Source organism: Streptomyces sp. NPDC048424 (assembly GCF_040651555.1).
Taxonomy (GTDB): domain Bacteria; phylum Actinomycetota; class Actinomycetes; order Streptomycetales; family Streptomycetaceae; genus Streptomyces.
Genome location: NZ_JBEZKE010000017.1, coordinates 170,227 through 183,222 on the forward strand (window position 1 = coordinate 170,227; position 12,996 = coordinate 183,222).

Annotated in this window: 12 protein-coding genes and 1 pseudogene; 8 read left to right on the plus strand and 5 right to left on the minus strand. The window is 71.3% G+C overall.

The features are described 5' to 3' along the window. Positions 1-72: 72 nt before the first annotated feature. From AB0D29_RS24305 to AB0D29_RS24315, 3 genes are all read right to left on the minus strand, one after another. A complete protein-coding gene (locus AB0D29_RS24305) occupies positions 73-285 on the minus strand; it encodes a hypothetical protein (protein WP_362857001.1) in 213 nt (70 codons plus the stop codon). Positions 286-402: 117 nt separating this feature from the next. Continuing rightward, complete coding sequence (locus AB0D29_RS24310; RefSeq protein ID WP_362857003.1) at positions 403-1,599, minus strand: serine hydrolase domain-containing protein; 1,197 nt, start codon at positions 1,597-1,599, stop codon at positions 403-405. A 167-nt stretch (positions 1,600-1,766) separates the two neighbouring features. Beyond that, on the minus strand, positions 1,767-3,395 hold the full coding sequence (locus tag AB0D29_RS24315; protein WP_362857004.1) for an AMP-binding protein: 1,629 nt from the start codon (positions 3,393-3,395) through the stop codon (positions 1,767-1,769). 141 nt (positions 3,396-3,536) lie between these two features. Here AB0D29_RS24315 and AB0D29_RS24320 point away from each other — a divergent pair, with 141 nt between their 5' ends. Further along, positions 3,537-3,893 carry a zinc ribbon domain-containing protein YjdM gene (locus AB0D29_RS24320; protein ID WP_362857005.1) on the plus strand — a complete coding sequence of 119 codons (357 nt, stop codon included), beginning with the start codon at positions 3,537-3,539 and terminating at the stop codon, positions 3,891-3,893. A gap of 147 nt (positions 3,894-4,040) precedes the next feature. Here AB0D29_RS24320 and AB0D29_RS24325 read toward each other — a convergent pair whose 3' ends face one another. After that, on the minus strand, positions 4,041-5,012 hold the full coding sequence (locus AB0D29_RS24325) for a ScbA/BarX family gamma-butyrolactone biosynthesis protein (protein ID WP_362857006.1): 972 nt from the start codon (positions 5,010-5,012) through the stop codon (positions 4,041-4,043). Positions 5,013-5,114: 102 nt separating this feature from the next. Here AB0D29_RS24325 and AB0D29_RS24330 point away from each other — a divergent pair, with 102 nt between their 5' ends. The 3 genes from AB0D29_RS24330 to AB0D29_RS24340 all read left to right on the plus strand — a co-directional run bounded on the left by AB0D29_RS24330 (position 5,115) and on the right by AB0D29_RS24340 (position 8,208). Further along, positions 5,115-5,786: a ScbR family autoregulator-binding transcription factor gene (locus AB0D29_RS24330; protein WP_362857007.1), complete on the plus strand. Its 672-nt coding sequence runs from the start codon at positions 5,115-5,117 to the stop codon at positions 5,784-5,786. Continuing rightward, on the plus strand, positions 5,783-6,736 hold the full coding sequence (locus AB0D29_RS24335; protein ID WP_362857009.1) for an NAD(P)-dependent oxidoreductase: 954 nt from the start codon (positions 5,783-5,785) through the stop codon (positions 6,734-6,736). The genes AB0D29_RS24330 and AB0D29_RS24335 overlap by 4 nt, the downstream gene beginning before the upstream one ends. A 104-nt stretch (positions 6,737-6,840) precedes the next feature. After that, complete coding sequence (locus AB0D29_RS24340; RefSeq protein WP_362857010.1) at positions 6,841-8,208, plus strand: phosphomannomutase/phosphoglucomutase; 1,368 nt, start codon at positions 6,841-6,843, stop codon at positions 8,206-8,208. A gap of 150 nt (positions 8,209-8,358) precedes the next feature. Here the strand turns inward: AB0D29_RS24340 and AB0D29_RS24345 are convergent, their stop codons facing one another. Next, the gene (locus tag AB0D29_RS24345; protein WP_362857011.1) at positions 8,359-9,591 is read right to left on the minus strand and encodes a transposase; all 1,233 of its coding nucleotides are present in this window, start codon (positions 9,589-9,591) and stop codon (positions 8,359-8,361) included. Positions 9,592-9,913: 322 nt separating this feature from the next. Between AB0D29_RS24345 and AB0D29_RS24350 the strand changes: the two genes are divergently transcribed. From AB0D29_RS24350 to AB0D29_RS24365, 4 genes and pseudogenes are all read left to right on the plus strand, one after another. After that, positions 9,914-10,549 (plus strand): TetR/AcrR family transcriptional regulator, encoded by a 636-nt coding sequence (locus tag AB0D29_RS24350; protein ID WP_362857012.1) that lies wholly within the window; start codon positions 9,914-9,916, stop codon positions 10,547-10,549. Between the two features lie 57 nt (positions 10,550-10,606). Continuing rightward, positions 10,607-11,512 (plus strand): UTP--glucose-1-phosphate uridylyltransferase GalU, encoded by a 906-nt coding sequence (galU, locus tag AB0D29_RS24355; protein WP_362857013.1) that lies wholly within the window; start codon positions 10,607-10,609, stop codon positions 11,510-11,512. Between the two features lie 194 nt (positions 11,513-11,706). Continuing rightward, on the plus strand, positions 11,707-12,699 hold the full coding sequence (locus tag AB0D29_RS24360; RefSeq protein ID WP_362857014.1) for a ParB N-terminal domain-containing protein: 993 nt from the start codon (positions 11,707-11,709) through the stop codon (positions 12,697-12,699). A 70-nt stretch (positions 12,700-12,769) separates the two neighbouring features. Continuing rightward, positions 12,770-12,996 (plus strand): annotated as a pseudogene (locus tag AB0D29_RS24365) (MFS transporter); the annotation flags it as partial.

Consider the following 12,996-nt stretch of genomic DNA (forward strand, 5'->3'; position numbering starts at 1 on the left):
TCCGGCGTTTGAGGCGCGGGGTGCGGGGCGGAGCCCGGCGGGAGGGGGTGGCATGCCCAGGCGGGAGGCGGGTCAGGCTTCGCGGGCCATGACGCGACGGGCCGCCTCGGCCTCGGCCGCGGGGGGAGACAGTTCGTCGAGGGTGTCGAGCTCGTCGTCCGACTCCAGTTCCCGCTCCCAGGCGGCCGCGAGACGCTCCTGCTCCTCGCGCGGTCTGCCGCTGACGGCCTCCCGGTGGTCGGGGTCCAAAGCCGCGAGGAAACGTCCGATCGCGTCTGCGGGCATGCCGTGCTCCTTCTCGCCGTGGGGAGGGGGCGCGGTCCCTGCGAGACCGCGCCCGGCCCAGGATGGCGAACCCGGCCGGTGCCGGCGGCCCGACACGCTGCCCGCACCGGCGGTGCGTCAGCGCACGTCGTGCTCCGGCAGGTCCACCTCGGCCGGGGCGAACCCGAAGCCGCGCTTGGTCGCCTTCGTGGCCTGCTTCCCGCAGAACGCGGCTTCGAGTGTCCCGCCGAGGGCGGTGTTCGCCTCGCCCTTGTTCGAGGTGTTCGCCATGGCGGCGAGACTGCGGCGGCCGTCGCGGGTGGAGAAGGCATAGGTGTAGAAGCCTTGCACGGTGCCGGTGTGCCCGTAGACGGACGTGCCGCAGGAGAGGTCGTAGCGCCGCAGGCCGAGCCCGTAGAACCGGGTGTTCGTGGCGTCCGTCGGGGTCACGGTGATCATGGCGTCCAGCAACCGCGCGGGCAGCAGTTTGCCGCCCAGCAGGGCCGAGGTGAAGGTGTTCAGATCGGCCGGGTCGGAGATCATCGCACCGGCGGACTGGGCCCACGACGCCGTCTGCTCGGTGGAGTCGACCAGCGGCCCGCCGGCCTCGTCCGGGTGGAGGTAGCCGCGCGTGTGCACTCCGGCGATCTGGGTGGCGGGGTGCACGTACGCGGTGTTGCGCAGCCGCAGCGGCTGGATGATGCGCTGCTCGTACTCCTTGGACACCGGGTTGCCGGTGGCCTTCTCGATGAGCATGCCCACGACGACGAAGTTCGTGTTGGAGTACCCGTACGCCGCGCCGGGCTCGCCGGTCCGCGGCGCGGCCAGCGAGAGGTCCACCAGCTCCTGGTAGCCGAAGACCTTGTTGCGCACGGCCTCGAAGCCGGGCACGGTGTGCTCGAACATGGCATCGGTGTAGTCCGCCAGCCCGCTGCGGTGGTTGAGCAGGTGACGCACCGTGATCCGGTCGTCGGGCAGCAGGCCGGGCAGGTACCGGTTGACGGAGGTGTCCAGGTCGATCCGTCCCTCGCCCACCAGCTGCAGCAGGACGACGGAGGAGAACGTCTTGGTGACGCTGCCGATCCGGAAGCGGGCCTGGGGCTGCATGGGCGCGCCCGTGCCCCGGTCGCGTACGCCCACGGCCCGGGTGCGGGTGCCGTCGGGGCCGCTGAAACGGGCCAGGGCGCCCGGCGCTCCGGCGTCGGTCGTGTTGACCAGCGCCCGGGTGAGCGCCTCGAGATCGGGGGTGGTCCCGGCGGCGTGGGCGGTGGTCACCGGAGCCACCGCGGCCATCACCGCGAGCAGGGCTGTGCTGAGGGCCAGACGGCGGTTCATGGGCAGGCGCACTGTGTTCCTCTGGTCAGAAGGTCGGCACTGGGCAACGAATCGAGGCGTCGGGGACCGTCCCGGGCGGGCGGTCCCTGACACCTACGGAAGATCATCGGGCAGAGCGGGCGGCGGTCCGGGCCGCAACGCGCCGCAGTGCACCGCAACACACCGGTCTAGGAGGGCAGTTCCAGCAGCCGGACCGCCGCCTCGCGCATCTCCACCTTGCGGATCTTCCCGGTGACGGTCATGGGGAACTCCTCCACGACGTGCACGTAGCGCGGGATCTTGAAGCGGGCCAGCCGTCCGTCGCAGTACGCCCGCACGGCGGCCGCGGTCAGCGGCTCGGCTCCCTCGCGCATCCGCACCCACGCCATCAGCTCCTCCCCGTACTTCGCGTCGGGCACGCCGATGACCTGGACGTCCAGGACGTCCGGATGGGTGTGGAGGAACTCCTCGATCTCGCGCGGGTAGAGGTTCTCCCCGCCGCGGATCACCATGTCCTTGATCCGGCCGGTGATGCTCACGTAGCCGTCGTCGTCCATGACGGCCAGGTCGCCGGTGTGCATCCAGCGGGCCGCGTCCACGGCCTCGGCGGTCCGCTCCGGCTCCTCCCAGTAGCCGAGCATCACCGAGTAGCCGCGGGTGCACAGTTCGCCCGGTTCCCCGCGGGGCACCGTCAGGCCGGACTGCGGATCGACCACCTTCACCTCCAGGTGCGGCCCGACGCGTCCCACGGTGGACACCCGGCGCTCGACGGAGTCGTCGGCGCGCGTCTGGGTGGAGACGGGCGAGGTCTCCGTCATCCCGTTGCAGATGGACACCTCGGTCATGCCCATCCGGTCGATGACCTCCTTCATCACCTCCACCGGACAGGGCGAGCCCGCCATGATCCCCGTGCGCAGGCTGGACAGGTCGTACGCGTCGAAGCCGGGGTCCGCCAGCTCGGCGATGAACATCGTGGGGACCCCGTAGAGCGAGGTGCACGCCTCCGCTTCCACCGCGGCGAGGGTGGCCGCCGGCTCGAAGGACGGCGCCGGGATCACCATGGCCGCCCCGTGACTGGTGCACGCGAGGTTGCCCATCACCATGCCGAAGCAGTGGTAGAAGGGCACCGGGATGCAGACCCGGTCCTGCTCGGTGTAGTGGCACAGCTCGCCCACGAAGAAGCCGTTGTTGAGGATGTTGTGGTGCGAGAGGGTCGCGCCCTTGGGGAAGCCCGTGGTCCCCGAGGTGTACTGGATGTTGACCGCGTCGTCCGGGCTCAGCGCGGCCTGCGCGCGCGCCAGCTCCGCCGGGTCGCCCTGGCGGCCCCGCTCCAGCAGGGAGGTCCAGAGGGGCCCGCCCAGCAGGGCCACGAACTCCAGCAGCGGGCAGCGCGGCCGCACTTCCTCGATCATGCCCGCGTAGTCCGAGCTCTTGAAACGGTCCGCCGCTGCCAGCAGCCGGACCCCGGACTGCCTCAGTACGTACTCCAGTTCGTGGGATCGGTACGCGGGGTTCACGGTGACGAGGACCGCCCCGATCTTCGCGGTGGCGTACTGCACCAGCGTCCACTCCGCGCGGTTGGGGGCCCAGATGCCGACGCGGTCGCCCTTGACGATGCCCAGGCCCAGCAGCCCGAGCGCGAGGGCGTCGACGTCGGCGGCCAGCTCCGCGTACGTCCACCTGCGCCCGGCGGCCACGTCGACGAGGGCGTCGCGCCCGGGGAACCTCCGCACGGTGCGGTCCAGGTTCTCGCCGATGGTGTCGCCCAGCAACGGCACTTCGCAGACCCCGGACGCGTAGCTCGATGCGGCAGACACATGACCTCCTGGACTGGGTGGCGGGAGCGGGGCCCGGCGGTCCGGCGTCCCCTCGTGAACCGCGCCGAGCGGACTCTCGCACACGCCGGAGCCGGGACGCGTGCGCCGACCTGCGAGGATGGCCTGAAATATACTGTCGGGGTGACTGAGACCCCCTTGCCTCCCTGCCCCGAATGCGCCGGTGCCTACGCCTACGAGATGGGCGCGCTCCTCGTCTGCCCCGAGTGCGGGCACGAGTGGCCGCTCGCGTCCGGCGAGCCCGGCGAGGCCCCCGGGGAGCGGGTGATCAAGGACGCGGTCGGCAACGTACTGGCCGACGGCGACACCGTGACGGTCGTCAAGGGCCTGAAGGTCAAGGGCAGCCCTACGGGCATCAAGGCCGGTACCAAGGTGCGCAACATCCGCCTCGTCGAGGGTGTCGACGGCCACGACATCGACTGCAAGATCGACGGCTTCGGGTCCATGCAGCTCAAGTCCAGCGTGGTCAGGAAGGTCTGACCGGGGCGCCCCGCGCTCCGCGGGGAAGGGAAAGGCGCCTGCCGGGCGGAGACCCGGTCAGGCGCCTTCGTCGTTCATCCGGCCGGTTGCCTCCGGCCGGTCGGTCCCGGCCGGTCACTTCCGGGTGGTCGCTCCCGGGCGGGCGGATCAGGGCGCGGCGTAGACGCGGAGGGGGACGGGCGCCGCGGTGGTGATGGTCGCCGTGGCGGTGAAGACGTCCTCGCCGTTCTGCCGGGCCACGACGCGGACGGGATGGCGGCCCGCCGCGGTCGTCTCCCCGATGGCGGGGGTCGTCTCGATCCAGCAGGGCGAGTTCAGCTCCGCGTAGCGGAAGAACCTCATCTCGATGTCGGTCAGGACCCCCCGCCGGGGGAAGGCGGAACCGTACGCGGCCTGCCGCACGGCTTCCAGGAGCAGCATGCCGGGGGCGTGGTCGACCGGGTGGTCGAAGAGGATCGGGTGGTTGATGTCGGCCCGGAGTTGGGTGCGGTGCGCGGAACTGGTGGGGGACAGGACCACGTCGTGGAAGCGGTCGCGGCCGACGCGGCGGGGCGTCAGCGGCGGCGGCAGCGGGATGATGCGGGCGGCCACCTGGTCGAGGTCCGCGTTCGTACCGCGAAGGCGCTGGTAGACGGCCTGCGACTGGTTGGTGAATGCGGCCTCGGCGGTGCCCAGGAACTCCCCGTCACGCGTCGCGGTGACGTGCATGGTGAGGCCCGCCAGTCTTCGGCCGCGGCGGGTGACGCCGGAGCAGCTGATGCGGAGCTCGATGTCGGCCGGCGCCGGACCGACGACGAGGGCCTCCGGGTTCGCCGAATAGCTGAACGTGTCCCAGATCTGGCGGTGGCCGAAAGGGACCTCGTAGGCGACGTGGCTCAGGAGCGGAATGGCCTGGCGGACCGACTCGGCGAGGAGGAGGGGGTCGTGGTGGCCCCCGTCCGGAGAGTAGAAGCTGTGGGCCCGGGGCCACTGGGCGGTGACGACGTACTCGTCGGGTGCGACGGTGCGCCAACCGGTGAGCAGGACTTCGGAGTGTGCGCTCTTGTGTACGTACTCCCGCGGTAAGGCGCTGCTGAGTGCGGCGACGGACGAGACGGAGTGATCAGCTGACACAGTCATGGTTGAGCCCCCCTGGACATCGGACATGAGCTGGTGCTTGTGTGGCGCTGGGTCCTAAAATAAAGGATGTTCGTTTTTTTTGTCGAGAGAGATTAGGTGTCCATGTCAGAGCGAAAGCAGCAACGCGCGCCTCAACTCAGGGCAGTTCAGACCAAAGCGGCCATCCTGCGTGCCGCCGCGGAGGTCTTCGACGAGTTCGGCTTCAGCGGGGCCAGCATCAGCAAGATCATGAAGCGGGCGGACGTCACCCAGGGCGGGATGTACTTCCACTTCAGCTCCAAGGAGGAGCTCGCCTACGCCGTGATGGTCGGCCAGGGCGACGGCCTGGTCTTCCCCGAAGGGGAGGACGGGCTCCAGCACCTGGTGGACATCACCCTCTACCTCTCGGAGGAGCTCCGGCACAATCCGGTGCTCCGGGCCGGCGTCCGACTGGCCGTGGAACAGGGCGAGTTCGGCCTGCGCGACGACGTCGCCTACCAGGCCTGGGTGCTGGAGTTCCGCCAGCAGCTGCGCTTCGCCCGCGCCAAGGGCGAACTCCAGCCGGACGTCGACGACCACGAACTGGCGTGGGTGCTGGTCAGCTCCTTCACCGGCGCGCAGCTCTTCTCCCAGGCGTCCACCGGACGGGCCGACCTGCCGCAACGGATCGCCTCGCTGTGGCGCTACCTGCTCCCCGCGGTCGCCACCGAGGAGACCCGCCGGAACATGCGCCTGACGCTGCCGCCGACACAGCGGCCCAAGGAGCAGGAACCCGGGGCGGAGCACCGGGGTTGAGCGCCCGTCACATCGTCGTCACCGGGGCGACGGGCTTCGTGGGGTCGGCGGTGCTGCGCCGGCTGGCCGAGCAGGACCCGCAGGCCGTGGTGCGCGCGGTGTCCCGTACGCGTCCCCCCATCGCGTACGGAGGGCGCTGGGCGGGCGCGGACCTGGCGGACGCGGAATCCCTGCGCGGGGTGTGCGACGGCGCGGACGTCCTGCTGTCGCTGGCCTCATTCATCGGACCGGACGCCGACCGCTGTACGGTGGTCAACTCCACCGGCACCGCGGCCCTGATGGCCGAGGCGCGCCGGGCGGGCGTGCCGCGCATCGTCCAGCTGTCGACCTGCGCCGTCTACGGGCCCGGCCCGCACACGGGACAGGACGTCGGCGAGCTGACGCCCGCCCCGGTGTCGGCGGCCAGCAGCAGCCGGCTGGCGGGGGAGGGGCCGGTGCTCGACGCCGGCGGGCTGGTCCTGCGCGCGGGGCTGGTGCTGGGCCGGGGCGACCGCTGGGTCGTACCGGCCCTCGCCGACGCCTTCCGGCGGGTACCGGCAGCGTGGGGAGGCGGCGCGGGACGGGCCTCGTTCGTCGACGTCGACGACCTGGCGCGGCTCATCACGGCGTTCGCGCTCCGAGACGGCGCCGCGGCCCGGGCCGCGGGCGTCCTGCACGCCCACCACCCGGTGCCGGTGCGCAACCGCGACCTCATGGCCGCCCTCGCCGCCCACCGGGTACTGCCGACGCCTCCCGTCGGGGACTGGCCGTGGCGCCGGTGTCTGGAGGCGCTGGCCGCGACCCCGGGGTGGGTGAGCGAGCGGCAGTTCACGCTGCTGGCCGGGGACCACTGGTACCGCGCCGACGAGGCCTGGCAGCTCGCCGGGATCACGCCGGGCCCCGGCCCGCTGAGCCGGCTCGGCGCGGCGGCGCAGTGGTACAGGGAGAGGGGCGGGACCGCCCCGGGCTGAGGCGATCTGCCAAAGCCTCAGCGGGTTGGGGGGCGGACGGGCTGTGCCGGGGAGGGCGGCGGGTAGCGTCCGGGACACAGCCGGTCACCCCCGAAGGAGTGGAAATGCCCGACCTTTCGAACATCGTCAAGGCGTATGACGTGCGTGGCGTTGTGCCGGACGAGTGGGACGAGTCCTTGGCGGAGCTGTTCGGTGGTGCGTTCGTGGAGGTCACGGGTGCTTCGGCGATCGTGATCGGTCATGACATGCGGCCGTCGTCGCCGGGTCTGTCGGCCGCGTTCGCGCGGGGTGCGGCGGTGCGCGGGGTGGATGTGACGCTGATCGGTCTGTGTTCCACGGATCAGCTGTATTACGCGTCGGGTTCGCTGGGTCTGCCGGGTGCGATGTTCACGGCGTCGCACAATCCGGCGAAGTACAACGGCATCAAGTTGTGTCGTGCGGGTGCGGCTCCGGTGGGTCAGGACACGGGTCTGTCGCAGATCCGTGAGCTGGTGGAGAAGTGGTCGGACGAGGGTGTCCCGGCGGTCGCGGAGGGCACGGCCCCGGGCACGGTGACGGAGTTGGACAGCCGGCCCGGCTACGCGGCGCACCTGCGGGGTCTGGCGGATCTGACGGGGATCCGCCGGCTGAAGGTGGTGGTGGACGCGGGCAACGGCATGGGTGGTCACACGGTGCCGACGGTGTTCGAGGGTCTGCCGCTGGACTTGGTCCCGATGTACTTCGAGTTGGACGGCACGTTCCCCAACCACGAGGCGAACCCGCTGGATCCGAAGAACATCGTGGACCTGCAGGCGCGGGTGCTGGCGGAGGGCGCGGACCTGGGGATCGCGTTCGACGGTGACGCGGACCGGTGTTTCATCGTGGACGAGCGCGGTGAGGGTGTGTCCCCGTCCGCGATCACGGCCCTGGTGGCGGCGCGTGAGCTGGCCCGCAACGGCGGCACGGGCACGGTGATCCACAACCTGATCACCTCCTGGTCGGTGCCGGAGGTGGTGCGTGAGAACGGCGGCACCCCGGTCCGTACGCGTGTGGGTCATTCCTTCATCAAGGAGGAGATGGCGAAGACGGGTGCGATCTTCGGTGGTGAGCACTCGGCGCACTACTACTTCAAGGACTTCTGGAACGCGGACACGGGCATGCTGGCGGCGTTGCACGTGCTGGCGGCCCTGGGCGGCCAGGACGGCCCGCTGTCGGCGCTGGTCTCCTCTTACGACCGGTACGCGGGCTCGGGTGAGATCAACTCGACGGTCGATGACCAGGCGGCGCGTCTGGCGGCGGTGAAGGCGACTTATGCGGGTCTTCCCGGGGTCACGGTCGACGAGCTGGACGGTCTGACGGTGACGGGCGAGGACTGGTGGTTCAACGTCCGTGCCTCCAACACCGAGCCCTTGCTGCGCCTGAACGTGGAGGCGCGTGACGCGGGCACCCTGGCGAAGGTCCGTGACGAGGTCCTGGCCCTCATCCGCGGCTGACGCCGGTCCGGGCCCGTATTGCGCTCCGCGCAATGCGGGCCCACTTCAGCAACATCCAGCCCCGCCGGCGTTTGAGGCGCGGGTCCGGGCGGAGCCCGGTGCCCGGCGGAGCCGGGTTCAGACGGGGCGGCCCCCCTGGCAGGGCCGGGCTCACGCGAGCCGCGCAAACTCCCGCCGCTCGCGCAGCACGGGCACGGCCACGCGCGCGGGCACAGGCATGGGCGCAGCCCCGTACGCATACGCGGCGGACATCAACGTCATGTGGTGGTGCCACCCGGGAAACGACCGCCCCTCGAAGTCCAGCAGGCCGAACTCGTCCGCCAGCACCCCGAGCGTCGCGGTCGACCGGGCCGACTGCCGTGCCAGGTGCAGCAGGTCGTCCATTCGGTGGCGGCTCATGTTGGTGAGCCAGACCGGCCCGCCCCGCTGCCCGGGCCCCGGGCGCCGTTCGCCGAACAGGCGGTAGGTCTGCTGCGTCCCCGGGGCGCCCGGTTCCCCGCCCGGTACGCGGACCAGCGCCGAGTGGATGCGCAGCCGCTGCGGGCGCGCATCGGGTCTGGTGAGCAGCGCGGTGTACGGATGGCTGGTGTTCCCCAACCGGGCCAGGTCGCCAGCCGTGGACTCGCGCCCGGGCGTGCGGGCCGGCTCGCCGCCGGGGCCCGTACCGGCGGCGCAGACGCCGAGGGTCGGTGGGACGGACACGAGGAAGTCGTGGCCCCGGCGGCCGAGCATGCCGATCACCGCGGCCGCGTTGCCGAGGCGGCTGATGTCGGCGACCACGGGGGCGCGCGCCGCGGAGGTACGGGCGGCGACCCGGTCGGCGAGCTCGACCACGAGGGACTCGGGGCTCTGGTGCACCACTTCGGGGGAGATGCGCGCCCGGCGGCGCAGGGCGGGGTCCGCCGTCCAGGTCTCGGGGAGCACCAGCCGCCAGTCGACCGGCACGCTCATGCCGTCCAGGGACAGGAACAGCCCGAAGCCGAACTGGCAGTTGACCATGCGTCCGGCGGCCGGATCGAAGCGGCGGTGCACGCCGACCGAGTGCTCGCCTCGTTTGGGGAAGCACACCTGGCCGATCGTCCAGGCGCGCACCGTGTGCCGTTCCTCCGCCCAGCGGAGCAGTTCGGCGCGGGCCGGCTCCCAGTCCCAGGGGCTCGCGTTGATGAACTGCTGCAGCGACTGGGAGGCGGTGGGCGACTCGGTGACGGACGCGGCGAGCCTGCGTACGGACTTCTTGCCCGGGGTGGTGAGCAGTCCCTGCAAGTAGACCCGGGCCCAGCGGCGTTGGTCGGCGCGCGGTAAGTGGCCGAAGAGGCGTTCCGTGAACTCGTCGAGTGCCGTGTCACCGGCAACCAGGGCGCGGGTCCTCGTCTGTGCCGTCATCTGTCTCCCCCTTCACTGCGGACGCCGGCGTGCGTCGTCGATGAGTCAAGAATACAGAACGTTCGTTTTTTTTCTAGCGAACATCTGGCTTCCTCCGTACGACTTCGGCACGTTGGTGATCCGGGGCCGCAGGCTCCGGCGACGGTGTGGCCGCGGAGGGCTCGGACGGGGGCGGACAGGGGCGCTTCTTCGTCAAGTCGGCGTTGTGCGCGGTCGGCGCCGGGGTGACGCTGGAGGTCGCCCGTCTCCGCTGAGGATGCACGGGCGAGTCAGGAACGACCTGGATGGCAGTGATAGTGCAGTGGTAAAGCAAGAGCGTGCCGTGCGCACCCGTAATCATCTGATCTCGGTGGCCGCCGCTGAATTCGACCGCAACGGATATGACGGGACATCTTTTTCCCGGCTGAGCCGCTCCGCCGACATGTCGATCGGCGCCGTCACCTTTCATTTCTCGGCGAAAGGGGAGCTGGCGTCGGCGGTCGAGAATGCCGGACGGAGCGCCACCCGCAGAGTGGTCGAGCGGGTGACCGCCCGCGGTGGCCCCGCGCTGGACACCCTTTCGGCGCTCGTCCTCGCCCTGGGCCGGCTCGTCGAGACGGACGTGGCCGTACGCGCCGCAGCGCGGCTGACCCAGGAGCGCGCGGGCGCCGGCCCCGAATGGTGCTGCTGCTGGCTCCCGGAGGTCAGGGAGCTGCTGGAGCAGGCCGCCGCGCAGGGGCAGCTGGACCCCGAGGTCGACCCGCGCCCCGTCGCCTTGCTGACGGTGCATCTGGTGGGGGGTGTCGTCGCGCGGGCCCGCCGCGGCCGGGCCGAGCGCCCCGGCGAGGTCACCGGCGAGCTCGGGGAGTTGTGGTGGCTCGTCCGGCGGAGCATCGCGGCGGCGCCGGGGGAGGGAGCGGGGGAGGGGCCCACGGAGGGGGCGGCGGAGACGCCGACGGAAACGGAAATGCCTAAGTAGGCGGAAAGGCGCGGGAATTCGAGCTGATGCACCGCAATGCGGTCTAGCGTCAGCGGTATGAATTCCACACCCCCTCAGATAACCAAGGCAGTGATCCCCGCCGCAGGACTCGGTACGCGATTCCTGCCGTTGACCAAGGCCACCCCGAAGGAAATGCTTCCGGTGGTCGACAAGCCGGCCATCCAGTACGTGGTGGAAGAGGCGGTCGCGGCGGGGATGTCGGACATCCTCATGGTCACCGGACGCAACAAGCGGCCCCTCGAGGACCACTTCGACCGCAACTACGAGCTGGAGGAAGCCCTCCAGCGCCGGGGCGATCAGGACAAACTCAACAGCGTCTGTGCCTCCACCGAGCTCGCCGACATCCACTACGTGCGCCAGCGCGACCCCAAGGGGCTCGGGCACGCCGTTCTGTGCGCCGCCCCGCACGTCGGTCAGGAGCCGTTCGCCGTGCTCCTGGCCGACGACCTGATCGATCCCCGCGACCCGCTGCTGGCCCGGATGGCCGAGGTGCGCGCCCGGCTCGGCGGCAGCGTCGTGGCCCTCATGGAGGTGGATCCGGACGCGATCCACCAGTACGGCTGCGCCGCGGTGGAGCACACTGCGGGCGATGACGGCGTACGCATCACCGAGTTGGTGGAGAAGCCGGAGCCGGGCACCGCACCCAGCAACCTCGCGATCATCGGCCGCTACCTCCTCGACCCCGAGATCTTCGAGGTCCTGCGGGGTACGAGCCCCGGACGCGGCGGCGAGATCCAGCTGACGGACGCCCTGCGCACCCTGGTGCGGGCGGGGCGTCCCGTGCACGGGGTCGTCTTCTCCGGCCGGCGCTACGACACCGGGGACCGGGCCGAGTACCTGCGCGCGACGGTCCGGCTCGCCTGCGAGCGCGAGGACCTGGGCCCCGAATTCCTGTCCTGGCTGCGGGAGTTCGTGGCATCGGAGCAGCTCGCGGCGGTGTGAACGCCCGCTCGGTGGGCGACCGGGGATCTTCCGCGGTCGCCCACCCCGCCGGACCGGCACTTTGCCAACTTGCCCAAATCTCCACGGGGTTCGGCTGCAGGATTGGTTACCGAACGGTAGTTACGTAATTTCTTTCCGGGGCCGACGAACAGCACGGCGCCCAGGCATCGAGTGCACGAAAGGAGGTGAACTTCATGGGCAAGCCCAACGCGAGGAACGAGAGGCACGCGAGGATCGCGAGGAACGCGACGGACACCCCCGGCGCCGCGTTCGAGGTGCCGGTGGGTGCACTGCTCGCGGCGGATTCCCCCCGCACCGTCCACGTGAACGAGAGCCACGCACAGGACCTCGCGCACTCCGGACGGGCGCTGCCGCCGCTGCTCGTGCACCGCCCGACCATGCGGATCATCGACGGGACGCACCGGTTGCGGGCCGCCGTGCTCCGCGGGCACCACACGGTGGGAGTGACGTACTTCGACGGCAGCACCGAGGACGCGTTCGTGCTCTCGGTCGAGGCCAACATCAGTCACGGGCTCCCGCTGACGCACGCGGAGCGGACCGCCGCGGCGCTACGGATCCTGCGGACCCACCCGGACTGGTCCGATCGCGGAATCGCGCAACGGACCGGGCTGGCGGCCAAGACCGTCGGGTCATTGCGCCGCCGCGAGGGACCCGCACCCGCGCCGCCCGGCCGCATCGGCCAGGACGGCCGCGTACGGCCGGCCGATCCGGTCCGCGGCCGGGAGGTCGCGGCCCGGCTGCTCGCCGGCCGTCCCACGGCTTCCCTGCGGCAGATCGCACGGGAGGCGGGCATCGCGCCCTCGACCGTACGGGACGTACGGCGCCGGATCGGCGAGGGAGCGGATCCCGTGCCGGCCGCCCAGCGCCGCTCGGGCAACGCCCCGGGTCCGCCCCGACTGCCGGACCGGGGCGGGGGGCAGCCGCTGCCCTCGCTGGTCACCGGCCTCTGCAAGGACCCCCTGCTCAGGTTGAGCGAGGCGGGGAGGCTCCTGCTGCGCATGCTCGATCTCCAGGTGAGCGGGTTGCGCCAGTGGGAGCGGATCGTCGCCGCGGTACCCCCGTACCGCGCCGAGACCGCCGCCGCCGCGGCCGCCCAATGCGCGCGCGGCTGGCAGGAGCTGTCCGAAGAACTACGGCGCCGGGCCTCGGCGCAGACCCCTGCCTGAGCCGGCTTCCCCGGCCAGTACCGGCCCTCCGAGCCGAGGGCCTCCGTTGTGATGGAAAGGATGTATGGCGATGTCGGTTGTCGAGGGTGCGCGTGTTGATGCGGGTGCGGGGGGTGGTGCTGGGGGTCCGGTCCGTTTGGACGGGCGTCTGAAGTTGGTGTTGGTGGTGCTGCTGGTGGCGCAGTTCATGCTGGCGGTTGACTTCTCGATTCTGAATGTGGCTCTGCCGGTGATCGGTGACGGGCTTGGTTTCTCGTTGTCGAACCTGCAGTGGATCGCGACGTCGTTCGCGCTGTG